Source organism: Cupriavidus sp. 09_S30 (genome assembly GCF_056930435.1).
Window position 1 is genome coordinate 132,180 of sequence record NZ_JBXOWI010000002.1, and the last position, 17,728, is coordinate 149,907.

At 70.3% G+C, this 17,728-nt stretch carries 13 protein-coding genes; 9 read left to right on the forward strand and 4 right to left on the reverse strand.

Annotated features, from left to right (window positions below):
* Positions 1–1,084 precede the first annotated feature (1,084 nt).
* From AC1Z3O_RS20820 to AC1Z3O_RS20835, 4 genes are all read left to right on the forward strand, one after another.
* Positions 1,085–1,231, forward strand: coding sequence for a hypothetical protein (locus tag AC1Z3O_RS20820; RefSeq protein WP_483517786.1), 147 nt, complete (start codon positions 1,085–1,087; stop codon positions 1,229–1,231).
* A gap of 121 nt (positions 1,232–1,352) precedes the next feature.
* On the forward strand, positions 1,353–2,558 hold the full coding sequence (purT, locus tag AC1Z3O_RS20825; protein ID WP_483517787.1) for a formate-dependent phosphoribosylglycinamide formyltransferase: 1,206 nt from the start codon (positions 1,353–1,355) through the stop codon (positions 2,556–2,558).
* 278 nt (positions 2,559–2,836) lie between these two features.
* Positions 2,837–4,090 carry an MFS transporter gene (locus AC1Z3O_RS20830; protein ID WP_483517788.1) on the forward strand — a complete coding sequence of 418 codons (1,254 nt, stop codon included), beginning with the start codon at positions 2,837–2,839 and terminating at the stop codon, positions 4,088–4,090.
* A 500-nt stretch (positions 4,091–4,590) separates the two neighbouring features.
* A complete protein-coding gene (locus tag AC1Z3O_RS20835) occupies positions 4,591–5,613 on the forward strand; it encodes a DUF535 family protein (RefSeq protein ID WP_483517789.1) in 1,023 nt (340 codons plus the stop codon).
* Between the two features lie 96 nt (positions 5,614–5,709).
* On the opposite strand, the gene AC1Z3O_RS20840 is transcribed toward AC1Z3O_RS20835, so the two are convergent.
* The 4 genes from AC1Z3O_RS20840 to AC1Z3O_RS20855 all read right to left on the reverse strand — a co-directional run bounded on the left by AC1Z3O_RS20840 (position 5,710) and on the right by AC1Z3O_RS20855 (position 12,756).
* The gene (locus tag AC1Z3O_RS20840; protein WP_483521873.1) at positions 5,710–7,824 is read right to left on the reverse strand and encodes a TonB-dependent receptor family protein; all 2,115 of its coding nucleotides are present in this window, start codon (positions 7,822–7,824) and stop codon (positions 5,710–5,712) included.
* Positions 7,824–9,989 carry a PQQ-dependent dehydrogenase, methanol/ethanol family gene (locus tag AC1Z3O_RS20845; protein WP_483517790.1) on the reverse strand — a complete coding sequence of 722 codons (2,166 nt, stop codon included), beginning with the start codon at positions 9,987–9,989 and terminating at the stop codon, positions 7,824–7,826. The genes AC1Z3O_RS20840 and AC1Z3O_RS20845 overlap by 1 nt, the downstream gene beginning before the upstream one ends.
* Positions 9,990–10,128: 139 nt before the next feature.
* Positions 10,129–11,619 (reverse strand): phenylacetaldehyde dehydrogenase StyD, encoded by a 1,491-nt coding sequence (gene styD, locus AC1Z3O_RS20850; RefSeq protein WP_483517791.1) that lies wholly within the window; start codon positions 11,617–11,619, stop codon positions 10,129–10,131.
* Between the two features lie 156 nt (positions 11,620–11,775).
* A complete protein-coding gene (locus tag AC1Z3O_RS20855) occupies positions 11,776–12,756 on the reverse strand; it encodes a helix-turn-helix domain-containing protein (RefSeq protein ID WP_483517792.1) in 981 nt (326 codons plus the stop codon).
* A gap of 273 nt (positions 12,757–13,029) precedes the next feature.
* Here AC1Z3O_RS20855 and AC1Z3O_RS20860 point away from each other — a divergent pair, with 273 nt between their 5' ends.
* The 5 genes from AC1Z3O_RS20860 to AC1Z3O_RS20880 all read left to right on the forward strand — a co-directional run bounded on the left by AC1Z3O_RS20860 (position 13,030) and on the right by AC1Z3O_RS20880 (position 17,498).
* Positions 13,030–13,806, forward strand: a complete 777-nt coding sequence (locus tag AC1Z3O_RS20860; protein ID WP_483517793.1) for a GntR family transcriptional regulator — start codon at positions 13,030–13,032, stop codon at positions 13,804–13,806.
* Between the two features lie 58 nt (positions 13,807–13,864).
* Positions 13,865–15,406, forward strand: coding sequence for an acetolactate synthase large subunit (locus AC1Z3O_RS20865; RefSeq protein WP_483521875.1), 1,542 nt, complete (start codon positions 13,865–13,867; stop codon positions 15,404–15,406).
* Between the two features lie 83 nt (positions 15,407–15,489).
* A complete protein-coding gene (locus AC1Z3O_RS20870; RefSeq protein ID WP_483517794.1) occupies positions 15,490–15,738 on the forward strand; it encodes a DUF1272 domain-containing protein in 249 nt (82 codons plus the stop codon).
* A gap of 186 nt (positions 15,739–15,924) precedes the next feature.
* Positions 15,925–16,320 carry a Zn-ribbon domain-containing OB-fold protein gene (locus tag AC1Z3O_RS20875; protein ID WP_483517795.1) on the forward strand — a complete coding sequence of 132 codons (396 nt, stop codon included), beginning with the start codon at positions 15,925–15,927 and terminating at the stop codon, positions 16,318–16,320.
* 5 nt (positions 16,321–16,325) lie between these two features.
* Positions 16,326–17,498, forward strand: coding sequence for a thiolase (locus tag AC1Z3O_RS20880; protein WP_483517796.1), 1,173 nt, complete (start codon positions 16,326–16,328; stop codon positions 17,496–17,498).
* The last annotated feature ends 230 nt before the right edge of the window (positions 17,499–17,728 follow it).

Below are 17,728 nucleotides of genomic sequence, written 5' to 3' on the forward strand. Positions count from 1 at the left end.
GGCATTGGTTTGCGAGGCAACGGCCTGTTTCGACTCCCCCTGCGGGGGGAGTCGACCTACTTTCTTGTCTCGCCAAGAAAGTAGGCAAAGAAGGCGACCCGGGCGCGGCGAAAGACGCCTCGCGATTTGCCGCGGCCGCCGCGCCCGTCCGAACTCGCGTCCTGCGGCCGCCGCGCCCGTCCGAACTCGCGTCCTGCGGCCGCCGCGCCCGTCCGAACTCGCGTCCTGCGGCCGCTCAAACAGCGGACGGGCTTCATCGGCGGCCGCGGCAAATCGCGAGGCGCCGCACAACGGGAGGGAACGGCCAAACCGGCGGCTGGCGAGTGCTCGCGATACGGCCAATTCTGCTGAGGTCTCTAGCGTGAAGCGACTGCGAAGCTGGCGCTTCACCTGCCACCCGATGCGCAGCGAGGCGTGGCGTCCTTACCCTGCCGTATGCGGCGCCTCGCGGGCTGGCTGAAAGAGCGGAAAAGAGGGCCCCCTGTCTGAGCATCGCCGTAAGGCGATGTGAGTTGGGGCCCGGCCGCTCTTTCAGCCAGCCCGCGAGGGGGGGTTAAGCCGCATCCGGCGCGCCTTCTTTGCCTACTTTCTTGGCAAGACAAGAAAGTAGGTCGGCTCCCCGCAGGGGAGTCGAAACAAGCTGTTGTCTCGCAGACCAAAGCCGCCGCCTAACACCGAAGCCCTGCAATCAGCATATTGCGCCGCAGACCACCCAGAAGGCTCAAGCACAACGTCTAACTGAACGGCATTAGCCCCCGCGGGGGACTTTCGCGCCGCGAGCAGTGACGCCGGAGGCGCTTGCGCAGGCCGAATTTGCGCAATGCGCAACACGCGAGCGCGGCCGCTGCCGCAGCTTCACGCAGGCTTCCTATAATCGATGCTGCAGTGCCGCATGCGACGGGAATTGTGCCGCATGCGTTGCGCGGCAGGCCCCGGTGCGCCGTGTGGCCGGCGCGTCGGTCCGGCCCTCCATGGCGCCGGGCGATGCCGGCTACGACCGGCGAGGGAGCGAGACATGTCACCATGCGAGCGATGTCACGATCAGGCCGGCCGGCCGGGGCACTTTCCGCCACACCGCGATCTGATGCCCGGACCGGTGTTGCGCAATGAAGCCGGGCTGAAGGTCTACAGCTATCGCTGCCGGGCCTGCGGGCAGGAAATGCTGCTGCAGGCGCCGGCTTCCGACCTGCCGGATCGTTGGTCCTTCGGCGCCCGTCCCTGCCGGCTCTAAGCGGCGTCGCCGACGCGGGCCGGGCGGGGCAGCGGTTCCGTGCGCGCCGCGCGTGCGTCGGCAGGCAGCCGCAGGACTTACAATCGCGGTTTTACCCGGCCTCGAAGAAGAACTGACAGACATGAGCTCCATCGGAACCCCCCTTTCTCCCTGCGCGACCAAAGTGATGCTGCTCGGCTCCGGCGAGCTCGGCAAGGAGGTGCTGATCGCCCTGCAGCGGCTCGGTGTCGAGACCATCGCGGTGGACCGCTACGCCGATGCGCCGGGCCAGCAGGTCGCCCACCATGCGCGCACCATCGCCATGAGCGACGCGGACCAGCTCAAGGCGCTGATCGAGGCTGAGAAGCCGGACCTGGTGGTGCCCGAGATCGAAGCCATCGCCACGCCCGCGCTGGAAGCGCTGGAGGCAGCCGGCGTCGTGCGTGTGGTGCCGACCGCCCGCGCCACGCGCCTGACCATGGACCGCGAAGGCATCCGCCGCCTGGCCGCCGAGACGCTTGGCCTGCCCACCAGCCCCTACCATTTCTGCGATTCGCTGGAAGAGTTGCAGGCGGCCATCGACGGCGGCATCGGCTATCCCTGCGTGGTCAAGCCGGTGATGAGCAGCTCGGGCAAGGGCCAGAGCAAGATCGACGGTCCCGAGGGCGTGCGCGCCGCCTGGGACTACGCCATGGCCGGCGGCAGAGTCAGCCACGGCCGCGTGATCGTCGAGGGCTTCATCGACTTCGACTACGAGATCACGCTGCTGACCGTGCGCGCGCGCGGCGCGGACGGCGAGGTGGAAACGCAGTACTGCGAGCCCATCGGCCATGTTCAGGTCAGCGGCGACTACGTCGAAAGCTGGCAGCCGCACCCGATGCATCCGGTGGCGCTGCAGAAGGCGCAGCAGATCGCCGGCGCGGTCACCGCCAACCTGGGCGGGCAGGGCATCTTCGGCGTGGAACTGTTCGTCAAGGGCGAGCAGGTCTGGTTCAGCGAGGTCAGCCCGCGTCCGCACGACACCGGCATGGTGACCATGATCACCCAGTGGCAGAACGAGTTCGAACTGCACGCGCGCGCCATCCTGGGCCTGCCGGTCAGCACCGCGCTCAAGAGCCCGGGCGCCAGCGCCGTGATCTACGGCGGGGTGGACGCCAAGGCGGTGGTCTTCGACGGCGTGGACGAGGCGCTGCGCGTGCCGCAGACCGAGCTGCGCCTGTTCGGCAAGCCGGAGAGCTTCGCCAAGCGCCGCATGGGCGTGGCGCTGGCGCACGACACCGACGTGGAAGTGGCCCGCATGCGCGCCAAGGAGGCGGCGGGCAAGGTCAAGGTGCGCGCCGCCGACTGAGGCCCGTACGGGACGGGTAGCGGGACGGGCGGCGGGGCTGGCCCGCTGACCGGTCGCGGCTTCATGACCAGGAAGCCGCAGCGCGCCGTGCCCGTCACCCGGTGCCAGACGGCCGATGCCCCCACGCGCACGCCGCCTTGAGGTGGCACGCGCGGCATGGGTGCGGCCCGTCGTCGTCGCCGCCTGCAGGCTTGGCGCGGATCGGGCATCATGCAGCCTTTGCTGCAATGCCGCACGGGCGCGGCCGTCTATGCGCCGCCGCACCGAGCCGGATCGTCATGACTTCGCCAAGCCCTTCCTCCTGCCAGACCGCCTCTCCTGCCTCGCATGTCGCCGAGCGTGCGCATGCCGGCCCAGTCGGCGGCGCCGTCTGGATGACGCCGCTGCTGGCCACCGCCTGCGGGCTGGTCGTCGCCAATCTCTACTACGCGCAACCGCTGATCGGGCCGATCGGGCAGGCCCTGGGCCTGTCGCCGCAGGCCGCGGGGCTGATCGTCACGCTGATCCAGATGGGCTACGGGCTCGGGCTGCTGCTGATCGTGCCATTGGGCGACATCATCGAGAACCGGCTGCTGATCGTCTCGCTGCTGGGGGCCAGCGCCCTGGCCCTGGCGCTGGCGGGCGTCGCCACCCATGCGGCGCCTTTCCTGGTGGCCGCGGGCGCCATCGGGCTGTGCTCGGTGGCGGCGCAGGTGCTGGTGCCCTTCGCTGCCCACCTGGCGCCGGAGGCCATGCGCGGCCGGGTGGTCGGCAACGTGATGAGCGGGCTGATGCTCGGCATCATGCTGGCCCGGCCGGTGTCCAGCCTGGTGGCCGACCGCTGGGGCTGGCATGCCATCTTCACGGCATCGGCGGTGGGCATGGCCGTGCTCGCAGCCGTGCTGCGGCGCCTGCTGCCGCGCCGCCAGCCGACGCCAGCCGTGCGCTATGGCGACCTGCTGCGCTCGATGGCGACGCTGCTCGCCACCCAGCCGGTCCTGCGCCGGCGCGCCGCCTACCAGGCCTGCATGTTCGGCGCCTTCAGCCTGTTCTGGACCACGGTGCCGCTGTGGCTGGCCGGCCCGGACTTCGGGCTGAGCCAGCGGGGCATCGCGCTGTTCGCGCTGGCCGGCGTGGCCGGCGCCATCGCCGCGCCGATCGGCGGGCGCCTGGCCGATCGCGGCCGCAGCCGGCAAATGACCGCGCTGGCCATGGCGCTGGCCGCGGGCGCCTTCGCGCTGAGCGGCGTCGGCCCGAGCGGCTCGCCGCTGGCGCTGGCGCTGCTGACGGTGGCGGCCATCGTGCTCGACTTCGGCGTGGCGGCCAACCTGGTGGTCGGGCAGCGCGCCATCTTCGCCCTCAGCGCCGAGCACCGCAGCCGGCTCAACGGCCTGTTCATGGCCATCTTCTTCGTTGGCGGCGCGGCCGGCTCGGCGCTTGGGGCATGGGCCTATGCCACGGGCGGCTGGACGCTGGCCAGCCGCTTCGGCCTGGCGTTGCCGCTGCTGGCGCTGTGCTATTTCGCCACCGAGCGACGCGCCGGACGCGGCTAGGGCGGCTGTATCGGCGCCAGCGTTGACGCAAAACGGGCCGGCTTGATGCCGGCCCGCTTTGCGTTCGGGGCCCCGCCAGCGGCGGGGTGGCGGTGGTTCAGCGCAGCGTGCCGACCACGCGCACGTACCTTACTTCAGCGCATCGTCCGCCGTGCCAAACACCCACGCCGGATGCCTGTGGCGCCGCGAGCACACCATAGGGGAGCGGAGACGCGCCGACGTCCTCCGCAGAGCGTGGATCGACGGCTCGCGCAAGGCCGGCCCCTGCCTCCACCTGTTGCCTGCCGATTTTGTGGTGGAAATCAGTCAACCTGTCATATTTCAAAGCGTTACAACAAATTACAATAGTGTGCGGCTTGATACACAGCGGAGCCGCCGGTTTAGCGGTGGAACACGGGGCGGCCATGCGGGACGCCCGCTGCAGAGGTGTCGCGTAATGGCGCGGCGGGAGACAAGACCGGTGACCGGCACCTCCCGCGGCGTAAGAAGGGGAGCGTTTCGTGCAAGGACCTTGGTCGAGCCTGTCCGGGCTCGCGGGGCCGGACGCCCGGGGATTGTTGCCCCAGGCCGGCCCGCTTATCTATTGGCGGTATCTGTCGACGCTGGGCACGGTCTCGGCGTTCTGTCACCCCGTCGGCGTCCGGCGCTGGTGGCTCAAGCGCATCAAGCTGATCGGCCGCTCGGCCTTTCGCGCCATGGCGGTGCGGACATGGCTGGGCGCAGTGGCGTCGTGTGGCCTGCTGCGGCGTGTCGCGGCGGCGCGCCCGGCGGTGCTGGAGCGGCCCTTCCGGCCGCTGGCCCGCTTCGGGCTGGGCTTCGACGAGCGCGCGCGCATCGTGCTGGAGCACTACCGCATCATGCACGCCAGGCTGCCGGTCGCCGTCAGCGAACGCATCTACCTGTCGGGTGGGTTTACCTGGGCATTGCCCGACGCGCCCTACGCGCTGCGGCTGGCCGATTCCGGCCCCAATCCGAAAGAGGGCGAGCTGGCCTTCTACTGGATGGACCAGGCGCGCGGCGTCTGCCTGGCGCAGTTGAGCTTCTACCTGAGGCACGGCGAGCACGGCATCGAACTGTTCGTCGGCGGCCTGCAGGGTCCGGCGGGCGAGGCCAGCCGCGACTGGATCCGCGAGGCCACGCGCGCCTGCGACGGCCTGCGGCCCAAGGATGCGGTGATGGATGCGCTGCTGGCGCTGGGGGCCGCGCTGGGCGTGACGCGCGTTGTCGCGGTCTCGCGCATGAACCATGTCGGGCGCCAGCGCCACACGCCGCGCGCCATCCTGGCCGACTACGAGAGCTTCTGGGCCGAGGCCGGCGGGCAGGGCCTGCCCTGCGGCAATGTGGCGGTGCCGGTGGCGCAGCCGCGGCGCGACGTGATGTCACTGCCCTCGAAGAAGCGCTCGGCCTACCGGCGCAAGCTGCAGCGCATCGAGGCCATCGAGGCCGTCGTCTACGGCTGGCTGGAAACCCAGCCGGCCGGTGCGTGCCGGCACGATCCGGCGAGCGGGCTGGTGCCGGCGTAGTTCCCGCAGCCGGGGCCGCTCGCGGCCGCCGGCCCGGCGGTCCGCCTCGTTGCGCCTCGTTGCGCCTTGTTGCGCCTTGTTGCGCCGAATCCCCGCCTAGATCTCTGCCCGCAGGCCGATGAAGAAGCGCCGTCCCGGCGCCGGCTCGAAGTAGCGGCCATTGCTCTCATTGACGATGACCGAGCCGATGTAGCGCCGGTCGGTCAGGTTGTCGATGCGGCCGTAGGCATACCAGCGGGCGCCGCCGGCGCGGAAGGTGTAGCCCATGCGCAGATTGAAGGTGGCGTAGCCCGGGGCTGCCTGGGTGTTGAGGTCATCGGCGAAGACCCGGCCTTCCACGTGCATGCCGGCGCCCAGTACCAGGCCGGGCAGCGCCTCGTAGGAGGCGTCGGCGCCCAGGCTGTGCCGAGCGGTGCCGGGCAGGCGGTTGCCCGCGCTGACCATCAGTCCCTGTGCATTACGGAAGGCCTGGCCGAAGTAGGCGTCCAGCAAGGTGTAGCTCAGGCCGGCGCCGATGCGGCCGCCCGGGCCGAAGCGTCCGCTCCAGCCCAGCTCGAGGCCACGTCGCCGCACGCCGTCCACGTTCTGGTAGGTGGCGCGGCCGCTGTCGTTGGACAGCGGCACGATCTCGTTGTGGCTGTCGGCATCGAAGGCCGTGGCTTCCAGCCGCTGGGTGGCTGTCTGCCACTTGATGCCGATCTCGCCCTGGCGGCTGGTGGACGGCTGCAGGCCCAGGTTGGCGCCGGTGCCGCCGGGACCATAGGCGATCTCGGTCAGCGTCGGCGTCTCCAGGCCACGGCCGAGGTTGGCATAGACGTTGAGCGAGTCCAGCGCGTGCCAGACCACGCCCAGCACCGGATTGACCTGGCGATAGGTGACGGTGCCGCTGTCGTCGGGGCTGGCGGCGGTGATGAAGTGGTCGTCGATGGCCAGCCGCACCTGGCTGGCCCGCAGGCCGCCGACCAGGCGCCAAGACGGATGAACGGTCCAATCGAACTGGGCATAGGCGCCCAGGTTGCTGGCGCGGTCGGTCTCGTCCCGGCGCAGCGCGCCCTGCGTGCCGTTCTGGTTCACGAAGCCGGTGCGCGCGTCGCGCATGCCGTCTGCCTCGATGCCCGCCGTCCACTGCAGCGGCAGGCCGGCCAGCCGCGTGTCATGCTGCCATGACAGCGCGCCGCCGCCATAGCTGCGGCCGATGTCCACGATGCCGCCCGACGAACTGGGCGCCGCGCCGCTGAAACCGAGGAACTGGGTGAGCCGGCGGGTGCCGCCGTAGAGTCGGAAGGCGAGACTGTCCTGCGCCCCCAGCTTGTGCTCGACCACCACGCCGCCCTGGTTCTGCTCGACCGTCTTGCCGGTATTGAACTGCGTGGCCAGCGCGATGGCCTGGCGCGGATCGGCGTCGGCCTGGGCGCGCGTCAGCCCCAGCGGGTCCTGCGCCTGTGGTTGGCTGAACAGGTTGAGCAGCGCGGTGACGCGCGTGCCCGCGGCCGGCTCGGCGACCACCTTGGCATTGAGCTGGCGCCGCCGCGCCGCGCTGTGGTCGCGGTAGCCGTCGGTGGAAAAGGTCCAAGCATCGAGGGTGGCCCCGAGCTTGTCGTTGCCGCCGCCGGCAGTGAGGCCGGTCATCCATTGCCCGTCCGAGCCCAGGCCCGTGGTGGCGCGCGCCATGGCCTGCCCTTTGGGCGGGTCGGGCGAGAAGACCTGCACCACGCCGCCGGAGGCATTGCCGTAGAGCGTGGCGAAGGGGCCGCGCAGCACTTCTACCCGGCTGGCGTTGACGAGGTCGGCGGTGGACGCCTGGCCCTGCCCGTCCGGCATGGTGGCGGGAATGCCGTCGACCAGCAGGCGCACGCCACGCACGCCGAAGGTGGCGCGGCTGCCGAAGCCGCGCACCGCGAGCTGCAGGTCCTGCGCGTAGTTCTGCCGGTCGCGTGCGCTGATGCCGGGCACGCCCCCGAGCACTTCGGAGAGATTGATCCCGGGCGTGGGCGTAGCCAGCGGGTCGAGCGGCACCGTGTCGATGGCCGCCGGGGCGTCGAAGCGTTGCTGCTCGGCGCGGCTGGCGCTGACCACCACGTCGGACAGGGTGTCCTCGGCCACTGCGCCGGCCACGGCGGCCCATGCCGCGGCCGGCACTGCCGCGGCCGGGGCGGCGGCCAGCGCGGTGGCCAGCCAGCGGCGGCGCCGGCCGGCCCGCACCGCAGCCATCATTGCTTGGGCCGCACGGCGTCGGCGGTGGCCTGGATGAAGGCCTTGATCTTTTCCACGTCATCCATGCTCAGCTTGCCGGTGAAGTCCGGCATGCCGCGCGACATCGCCGGGCCCTTGAAGATGAACTTGTCCAGGTTCTGGATGTAGGCCGTGTGCATGAAGCCAAGGTTGGGGATGTTGCCGCCGCGGTCCACACCCGGCACGCCGTGGCACAGCACGCAGTTGCTGACGTACAGCCCCGTGCCCGCCTGCACCTTGGCCGGATCGTACTTCACGCCCGACAGTAGCGCGCCCTGCTGGTAGGCCACGAAGGCGGGCATGGGGGCCTTGCCGCCCACGGCGAAGGTGTAGACGGTGCCCGGACCCTTGCGCTCGGTGGCGCGCTGCGCCTGGCCGTAGACGCCGCCCCAGCCCACCGCGATCGACACGTACTGCTTGCCGTCGACCATGTAGGTGACGGGCGCGGCGATGACCCCGGTGCCGGTCGGCGTTTCCCACAGCTTGTCGCCGCTGGTGGCGTTGTAGGCGATGAAGCGCCCGTCGGCCGTGCCCTGGAACACCAGGTTGCCGGCCGTGGCGAGCGTGCCGCCGTTCCACGGCGAGACGTATTCCTGCGTCCATGCGGCCTTCTGCTGCACCGGATCCCAGGCGATCAGGCGGCCGAAGGGCTTGCTCTTGGGCGGCTCGGCATTGAGGAACTTGGCCGTGTTCCAGCCCACGTTGCCATGCGGCTGGCCGGGCTGGTTGCTGTTGAAGGTCCAGTTCTTGTCGTCCATCAGGTTGATGGGCACGTGCTGGGCCGGCAGGTAGACCAGGCCGGTCTGTGGGTTGAACGACATCGGGTGCCAGTTGTGCGCGCCGTAGGGGCCGGGAATGGCGTCGTAGGGTTTGGCGCCGTCGCGCGCCTCGGGCAGCTCGATCGGGCGGCCGTTCTGGTCATAGCCGCTGGCCCAGTTGACGTCGACGAAGTTCTTGGCGGAGATGAACTTGCCGTTGGTGCGGTCGATAACGAAGAAGAAGCCGTTCTTGGGCGCGTGCAGGATGACCTTGCGCGGCTCGCCGCCGACCTTGAGGTCGGCCAGGATCATCGGCTGCGTCGAAGTGTAGTCCCAGTTGTCGCCCGGCGTCTCCTGGTAGTGCCAGACGTATTTGCCGGTGTCAGGGTCGAGCGCGACGATGGAGGCCAGGTAGAGGTTGTCGCCGCCGGCGGGGCTGCGCCTGCTGCGCGACCAGGGCGAGCCGTTGCCGGTGCCGACGTAGAGCAGGTTCAGGTCGGGGTCGAAGGCCATGGTGTCCCACACCGTGCCGCCGCCGCCGGCTTCCCACCACTTGCCGGCCGGGTCCCAGGTCTTGGCGGCGCGCTCCATCGCCTCGTCCTCGAAGGGCTTGGCGGGGTCGCCCGGCACCGTGAACCAGCGCCACTTCTGCTCGCCGCTGTTGGCGTCGTAGGCGGTGACGTAGCCGCGCACGCCGTATTCGGCGCCGCCGTTGCCGATGATGACCTTGCCCTTGACCACGCGCGGCGCGCCGGTGATGGTGTAGGAGTGCTTGTGGTCGATGATGGTGTCCTTCTCCCACAGCTTGCGCCCGCTGGCCGCGTCGAGCGCGATCAGGCGGCCGTCGTAGGCGCCCACGTAGACCTTGCCCTCGTACAGCGCCACGCCGCGGTTGACCACGTCGCAGCAGCCGCGGTAGCCGATGCCGCGGTCCACCTTCGGGTCGAAGCTCCACAGGCGGCGGCCGGTGCGTGTATCGATGGCGTGCACCACGCTCCATGAGGCGGTGACGTACATGATGCCGTTCACCACCAGCGGCGTAGCCTCGACCCCGCGCGTGGATTCCAGGTCGTAGGACCAGACCAGGCCGAGCTGCTTGACGTTGTCGGTGTTGAGCTGGGTAAGCCGGCTGAAGCGGCTTTCCGAATAGTCGAGGCCATAGCTCGGCCAGTCGGGGGTCTTGGCCGCGTTGGCCTGGATGAAGGCGCCGTCGACGGCGCCGGTGGCCGCGCGGATGCGCGCGGCGCCTTCCTTGGCCTTGCCCTCGGCGGCTGCGGCCGGGGCGGCGACGATGGCCAGGGCGAGCGGAGCGGCGAGGGCGGCGAGAGCGGCAAGGGTGGCTGGGTGCGCGCGGCGACGCGCGGCAGGCTTCGATGCGTGGGTCATGATGTCTCCTTTTCTTCTTCTGTCTTTCTGTCTTTCTGTCTTGTGGGGGAGCTGCTGCGCACTGCGCCGCGGGGCTCTCCGTCTTGCGCGGATTTGACGCCGCGCCCAGGGCGCGGCATCCCGGCGCGCGTGGCCCGGCTCAGTAGGCCATGCAGACGGACTTGATCTCGGTATAAGCGTCGATCGCCGAACGCCCATGCTCGCGGCCCACGCCCGAGGCTTTGTAGCCGCCGAACGGCAGGTTGGGATCGACCACATTGTGCGTGTTGACCCAGACCGTGCCGGCATGCAGTCCATCGACCAGGCGCTGGACCGCGCGCAGGTCATTGCTCCAGATGCTGGCGCCCAGGCCGTACTCGCTGCGGTTGGCCTCGGCCAGCACGGCCTCGGGATCATCGAAAGGCATGGCCACCACGACCGGCCCGAACACCTCCTCGCGCACTAGCGTCAGGTCCTTGCACGCGCTGTTGGCCACCACCGTGGGCCGTACGAAATAGCCCTCGCGGTCCAGCGCGGAACCCCCAGCAACGATCTCCGCTCCCTCGGCGCGGCCGCCGCCGATCAGGCCCATCACCTTGTCGCGGTGGCGCGAGGAGACCAGCGGGCCCATCTGGCTGGCCGGGTCGAAGCCCGAGCCCAGCACGGTGGCGTCGGCCACCTTGCCCAGGCCCGCGACGATCTGCTCATAGTGCTTGCGTGCCACGTACAGGCGCGAGCCGGCGGTGCACACCTGGCCCTGGTTGAAGAAGATGGCGCCGGCCGCGCCCTGGATGGCCACGGCCGGGTCGCAGTCCTCGAGCACGATCACCGGGCTCTTGCCGCCCAGCTCCAGCGCCGCCCGGCGGATGTCCTGGCCGCAGCGCGCGCCGATCAGGCGGCCGACCTCGGTCGAGCCGGTGAAGGTGATCTTGTCCACGCCAGGGTGCGCCACCAGCGCCGCACCCGGCACGCCATCGCCGGTCACCACGTTGAGCACGCCCGGCGGGAAGCCGGCCTCCAGCGCCAGTTCGCCGAGCCGCAGCGCGGTCAGCGGCGTTTCCTCGGCGGGCTTGAGCACCACCGTGCAGCCACAGGCCAGCGCCGGTGCGATCTTCCACACCGCCATCAGCAGCGGGAAATTCCACGGCACGATGGCGCCCACCACGCCCACCGGGGCGCGCCGCGTCATCGCGCTGTAGCGCGTGCCCGGCGGGAAGGGCACCGACACCTCCAGCGTGCTGCCTTCGATCTTGGTGGCCCAGCCGGCCATGTAGCGCAGCCATTGCACCGCGCCAGGCACCTCCATGCCTTGCGAGTGCGCCAGCAGTTTGCCGTTGTTGAGGGTCTCGAGGCGCGCCAGCTCTTCGCCATGCTGCTCGACCAGGTCGGCCAGCTTCAGCAGCAGGCGCTCGCGCTGGGCCGGCAAGGTGTCACGCCAGGCGGCGCCGTCGAAGGCGCGGCGCGCCGCCGCGACCGCGGCATCGATATCGGCCGCCGCGCCCGACGGCACCCGCGCGATCTCGCGGCCGGTAGCGGGATCGAACACGGCAAAGGTTTCGCCGCTGGCGGCCTGGCGCCATTCGCCGTCGATCAGCATGGCGCTGCGGATGGCCCGCTCCAGGCCCTGGTGTCCTTCCATCGGTGCGTTCATCGTTGTCTCCTGTCGTTCGTGGCTCATGCCTCGCGTTGGACGAGGTGGACGACAAAAGTAGCACCCGCCATGCGGCGTGGCTTGCCTGCCGGTGCACAACGCTTGCCGCTGCGTGCAAAGGCGTGCGGCGCGCTGCGGCCGCCCCGGCGGGTCGGCTCAGTCGCGCGCGGTGGCGTGGCGCTGACGCCATTGCGACGGGCTCATGCCGAAGCGTTCGTGGAAGACGCGGCTGAAGTGCGCCGCGTCGGCGAAGCCCAGCGCGAAGGCGATCTCAGTGATGCTGCGCTGCGCCTCGCCGTCGCACGCGAGCCGCAGCGAGGCCTGGCGCAGGCGGCGCGACTGAATGTAGGCATGCGGGGTCAGGCCGAATTCGCGGAACAGGTTGTAGAGCGTACGGCGGGAGACGTTGAGCGCGGCCGCCAGGTCCTGTGCCGACAGCTCCGGGTCCGCCAGGCGCTCGTCGATCAGTTCGCGGATGCGCCGCAGGCGTGCGTCGTCCGGCCCGGCCGGCGCCGGGGCGGGCAGGGCGCCGCCGCCCTGCAGCGCGGTCTCCACCAGCGCGACCACCGAGTCCTGCAACACGAGCTGTCCCTGCTGGTCGAGCAGGTGGCCGGCGCACCTGTCGTGCAGCAGCGCACCGAGCGCAGACATGGCGATGCGCGAGGCGCCCTCGCCGCGCAGCGCCTTGCCGCCCAGGGTCGTGGCCGCGCGGCGCCAGCCGTAGGCGTGTGCCTGCGGCATTAGCAGCACCAGCGCGCGGGCGCCGTCGTCCAGCTCGATGCTGTAGGGCTGGGCGGTATCGTAGATGGTCCACATGCCGGGATCGAGCGCGGCGCGGTTGTCGCGCTGCGCCACGCGGCTGCGGCCCTGCAGTTGCCAGAAGACCTTGAAGAAGCCCGCGTCGGAGCCCTCGGCCTGCCGCGTCAGCCGCGCCACGCGGTGCGCGCTGACCTGCATGTCCGCCACCGCGCAGTCCCCGAAGCGCGCGTAGCTGACATCGCAATGGAAGCGGCCCCGCGATTCGCGCGCATAGTCCAGTGGCAGGAAGCCGGTGTCGATCACTTCACGCCATTGGTCGAAGCTCGAGACGGTTATGCGCGCCGCTTGCTGCGACGGCATCGACTGAGGGGGCATCATCGCATCTCCAGTGACCGGCCGCGGGAGCCGGAGAGGTCACCCAGGTGGAGGCCCAGCCTAATGCAAGCGCCGCTTTCGGACAATGGGAACAAGTGCGTAGACCGACGCGCCCTCGACGCGCCCGGCCGTACCGTCCTGGGCTGCGGTATACCCTAGTAGTCTAGGTAAGTAGACCTTTATAGAGTCATGGCTGGCCTTGGCTTTCCGACTGCCAAGGCCACCGATCCTGGCCGCCTTCACGCCAATCCCATCACACCAGTCCCGCGCTGCCCCATGCCGCAAACGACCGCCAGCGACCTGCTTTCGCGCAGCCGCGAGCCCGTCTACCTCCAGCTGGCCACCATCTTCCGGCGCCGCATCGAGAGCGGGGAGTGGGCGCTGGATGCGCGCATCCCCTCGCTCGACGCCCTATGCCGCCAGTTCGGCGTGGCCCGCATGACCATGCACAACGCGCTGTCCGTGCTCGAGGACGAGGGGCTGATCGCGCGGGCGCGCGGGCAGGGCACCTTCGTCAAGGCGCGCTGCCGCGAGCGCCGCCCGCTGAGCCTGCCCATGAGCTGGGACCAGGCCGTGGCCGTGGGCGAGCGCCTGGCCACCATCGCGCTGCACGAATCGGCCGCCGACGTGGCCTTGCCGGCCGACCTGGGCATGCCATGCCCGGCCGTGCGCGCGGACGCCTACCATTTCCTGCACCGGCTGCACACGCAGCAGGGGCGGCCCTTTGCCATCGGCGAGGTGTTCATCGAGGCCGGCGTCTTCGCGCGCGATCCCGAGGCGTTTCGCCAGGGCGCCTCGGTGCCGGTGCTGGACCGTTTTCCGGGCCTGAAGGTGAATGCTGCCCGCCAGCGCCTGCAGATCGTGGCCGCCGGGGCCGATTCCGCCGCGCGCCTGGAATTGCCTGTGGGCGCGCCGCTGGCCGAACTGCGCCGCTATGCCTGCGTCGACGACGTCATCGTCTACTACGCCCGCATCGAATTCCCGACCGAGTTCGTCTGCCTGGATTTCGACCTGCTCGCCCCCGGGCGCAGGGAAGGCCAGGACGATTGCTGAAGCCGAACCGCCTCCCATCCCACCCAACGGAACCGAGAACATGGAGACTCCAGAACAAATGAACGGCGCCGAGAGCCTGGTCAAGACCTTGCTGGCCTGCGGCGTCGACACCTGCTTCGCCAATCCTGGCACCAGCGAGATGCACTTCGTCGCGGCGCTGGACCGCATTCCCGGCATGCGTTGCGTGCTGGGGCTGTTCGAGGGGGTCGTCACCGGCGCCGCCGACGGCTACGCGCGCATGGCCGACAAGCCCGCGGCCACCCTGCTGCACTGCGGCCCGGGTTTGGCCAACGGCCTGGCCAACCTGCACAACGCGCGCCGCGCGCAGACGCCGGTGGTCAATATCGTCGGCGACCAGGCCACCTATCACCGTCCGCTCGACGCGCCGCTGACGGCCGACACCGAAGGCTGGGCGCGCCCGGTCTCGGTATGGACGCGCACCGCCACGCACGCGGCCTCGGTCGGCGCCGATGCGGCCACGGCCGTGCAGGCCGCGCGCAGCGCGCCGGGCGGCGTGGCCACGCTAATCCTGCCTTCCGATGTGTGCTGGGATGCCGGCGGCCGCGTGGCCGCGCCGCTGCCCGACCTGGCCGTGCCCAAGGTCTCGCCCGATGCCGTGCAGCAGGCCGCGAGAGTGCTGCGCTCGGGCCAGCCCACGCTGCTGGTGCTGGCCGGCGCGGCATTGCGCGAGGGCGCGCTGGCCGATGCGCACCGCATCGCCGCCGCCACTGACGCGCGGTTGATCACGCCGATGTCCAACGCACGCGTGTCGCGCGGGCGCGGCCGTTTCGCGGTCGAACGCGTGCCTTACGCGGGCGACGTGGCGCGCGCCAGGCTGGCCGGCATCCGTAACGTGATCCTGGTCGGTGCGCCGCCGCCGGTGACTTTCTTCGCCTACCCGGGCCAGTCGCCACGGCCTTATCCGGAAGACGCCGCCATCCACGTACTGGCCCGACCCGAGGAAGACCTCGGCGAGGCGCTGGCACGGCTGGCCGACGAACTCGGCGCGCCCGCGGTCAAGCCGCCCGCGGCCGGCAAGCCGGCGCCGGAGATCGCGCGCGGCGCGGTCACCTCGGAAGCGGTGGCGCAGACGCTGACCGCGCTGCTGCCTGAGCAGGCGGTGGTGGTGGAGGAGAGCGTCAGCTTCGGCCGCGCCTTCTATCCCGGCACCATGCATGCGGCGCCGCACGACTGGCTGCAACTGACCGGCGGCGCCATCGGCGACGGCCTGCCGCTGGCCACCGGCGCCGCCGTGGCCGTGCCCGACCGCCGCGTGGTGGCGCTGCAGGCCGACGGCTCCGGCATGTACACACTGCAATCGCTGTGGACCATGGCGCGCGAACGACTGGATGTCACGGTGGTGGTGCTGGCCAATCGCAAGTACGCCATCCTGCTGGGTGAGCTGGCGGGCGTGGGCGCCAATCCCGGCAAGACCGCGCTCGACATGCTGGACCTGGGCAATCCTGACCTCGACTGGGTCAAGCTGGCCAACGGCATGGGCGTGGAGGCCGCGCGCGCCGTCGACATGGAGGGCTTCGCCGACCTGTTCCGCAGCGCCAACCAGCGCAAGGGCCCGTTCTTGATCGAGCTGGTGATCTGAAGCCTGCCTGCGGGCATGTCCTGAGCGTGCCCGCAGGCCAGGCGATTGATTCTCTATCCGGAAACGCTGATAAGGAGTCCGCCATGCTGCAACTTCGCCCCGGCTGCGAATGCTGTGACAAGGATCTGCCTCCCGATGCCGCAGATGCGCGCATCTGTTCCTTCGAATGCACCTTTTGCGCCGATTGCGCGGATGGGGTCCTGGCTGGCCGCTGCCCTAACTGCGGCGGCGAGCTGGTGGCGCGTCCGCGCCGTCCGGCGGACAAGCTGGCGCGGTTCCCGGCCGCCACCGAGCGCGTCTTCAAGCCCCAAGGGTGCGGCCGCGCCGCGTGAGCAGCCTGGTCGGCTTTCCGCATTCGAAAATCCACCCTTCGGCAGATCGGAATTGCGGCGCCGCGTCAGCTGCGGCAATCTCACGGTCGAGCCATGCGTGCGCAGCGCGCCATCGGCAATCCCATCCAGGCGGGCCGCGCCACGCGCGGCGCGCCTGCACGAGCATCGTTCAACCCAGGAGACACCATGCCCCAGCAAGAAGCGGCGGCGGGTCCGGACAAGGTCTACGCCGAGGCACTGGCCGCCGGCAATTTCCGTATCCAGCTGTGCCAGGACTGCCACCGGCACGTATTCTTTCCCCGCAACATCTGCCCGCACTGCGGCGGCGATCACCTCGACTGGGTCGCGCCGAAAGGCACCGGCACCGTCTACTCCACCACGGTCGTGCGCCGCAAGGCGGAAGCCGGTGGCGACTACAACGTCGCGCTGGTCGACCTGGATGAAGGCGTGCGCATGATGAGCCGTGTGGAGGGCGTGACACCCACCTCGGTGCGCATCGGCATGCGCGTCAAGGCGAGAGTGGCGCCAGGCAAGGCCGAGGGCGAACCCGCCCTGGTGGTGTTCGATCCGGTGGAGGGCTGAAGAACATGAGCGGTTCCAATTTGCGCGGTGGCGTGGCCATCGTAGGGGTGGGCCAGGCCGGCCTCGGCGAGGCGCACGGCAAGACCGAAATGGAAATCCTGGTGGAGGCCGCCAAGGCGGCGGTCAAGGACGCGGGCCTGTCGATGCGCGACATCGACGGCATCGCCACCGCCAGCGTGGGCGCCACCATGTGGGTGATGCCCGTGGCCGAGTACCTGGGCATCCAGCCGAAGTTCGTCGACAGCACCATGATCGGCGGCTCCAGCTTCGTGGCGCACATGCTGCCCGCGATGATGGCGCTCGAAGCCGGCATCTGCGATGCGGTGCTGGTCTGCTACGGCAGCAACCAGCGCACCTCGACCGTGGGCCGCGCCGGCATCGGCAAGGTGCGCGCCGTGCTCGATCCGCAGCCTTATGAGAACCCCTACCAGCCGCTGAGCCCGATCAGCTCCTACGCGCTGGCCGCGCAGCGCCACATGCACCAGTACGGCACCACGCGCGAGCACCTGGCCGAAGTGGCGGTGGCCGCGCGCAAGTGGGCGCAGCTCAACCCCGAAGCCATGATGCGCGATCCGCTCTCGATCGAGGACGTGCTCAAGGCACGCATGGTCTCGGACCCGCTTTCCGTGCGTGACTGCTGCCTGGTCACCGACGGCGCCGGCGCCTACGTGATGGTACGCGCCGACCGCGCCAAGCACCTGGCCAAGCCGCCGGTCTACGTGCTGGGCAATGCCACGGCCACCTGGCATCGCCAGATCTCCTGCATGCCCGACCTCACCGTGACGGCCGCCAAGGAATCCGGCGAGCGCGCCTTCGCCATGGCCGGCCTGAAGCCGTCCGACGTCGATGTGCTGGAGCTTTACGACGCCTTCACCATCAACACGCTGCTGTTCCTCGAAGACCTGGGCTTCTGTCCCAAGGGCGAGGGCGGCGCCTTCGTCTCCGGTGGCGCCATCGCGCCGGGCGGACGGCTGCCGGTCAACACCAACGGCGGCGGCCTGTCGTGCGTGCACCCGGGCATGTACGGCATGTTCATCACCATCGAAGCGGTGCGCCAGCTGCGCGGCGAATGCGGCGAGCGGCAGGTGAAGGATGCCGAGATTGCGCTGGTGCATGGCAATGGCGGGACGCTGTCGAGCCAGTCGACGGCGCTTCTGGGGACGGCAGCGGCGCTGTAGCCGTAGAGGGTGCGCCGGCATCTGCCGGCGCACTAGCAGCATGGCCCCGCAAGCGGGATCTGCGACCAGCCATGGAGCAAACATGGCAGGCGGTAGCCCCCCGACAACTCGCTTGCATTTGCAATAGGCATGTCCTTGCTCCGCGCGTGCCGGACCCACGCCAGCTAGGCAGTTACTTCCCACCTCTCTGCGCAGCGCTCGCATCCGCCCGAGCGCCCGCCACCGCGGCA

Excerpts from the sequence above, each read along its gene's own strand:
- AC1Z3O_RS20820 (WP_483517786.1), top strand. The coding sequence starts at position 1,085 with ATGCCCGGACCGGTGTTGCGCAATGAAGCCGGGCTGAAGGTCTACAGC.
- purT (WP_483517787.1), top strand. The coding sequence starts at position 1,353 with ATGAGCTCCATCGGAACCCCCCTTTCTCCCTGCGCGACCAAAGTGATG.
- AC1Z3O_RS20830 (WP_483517788.1), top strand. The coding sequence starts at position 2,837 with ATGACTTCGCCAAGCCCTTCCTCCTGCCAGACCGCCTCTCCTGCCTCG.
- AC1Z3O_RS20840 (WP_483521873.1), bottom strand. The coding sequence starts at position 7,824 with ATGGCTGCGGTGCGGGCCGGCCGGCGCCGCCGCTGGCTGGCCACCGCG.
- AC1Z3O_RS20845 (WP_483517790.1), bottom strand. The coding sequence starts at position 9,989 with ATGACCCACGCATCGAAGCCTGCCGCGCGTCGCCGCGCGCACCCAGCC.
- styD (WP_483517791.1), bottom strand. The coding sequence starts at position 11,619 with ATGAACGCACCGATGGAAGGACACCAGGGCCTGGAGCGGGCCATCCGC.
- AC1Z3O_RS20855 (WP_483517792.1), bottom strand. The coding sequence starts at position 12,756 with ATGATGCCCCCTCAGTCGATGCCGTCGCAGCAAGCGGCGCGCATAACC.
- AC1Z3O_RS20860 (WP_483517793.1), top strand. The coding sequence starts at position 13,030 with ATGCCGCAAACGACCGCCAGCGACCTGCTTTCGCGCAGCCGCGAGCCC.
- AC1Z3O_RS20865 (WP_483521875.1), top strand. The coding sequence starts at position 13,865 with ATGAACGGCGCCGAGAGCCTGGTCAAGACCTTGCTGGCCTGCGGCGTC.
- AC1Z3O_RS20870 (WP_483517794.1), top strand. The coding sequence starts at position 15,490 with ATGCTGCAACTTCGCCCCGGCTGCGAATGCTGTGACAAGGATCTGCCT.
- AC1Z3O_RS20875 (WP_483517795.1), top strand. The coding sequence starts at position 15,925 with ATGCCCCAGCAAGAAGCGGCGGCGGGTCCGGACAAGGTCTACGCCGAG.
- AC1Z3O_RS20880 (WP_483517796.1), top strand. The coding sequence starts at position 16,326 with ATGAGCGGTTCCAATTTGCGCGGTGGCGTGGCCATCGTAGGGGTGGGC.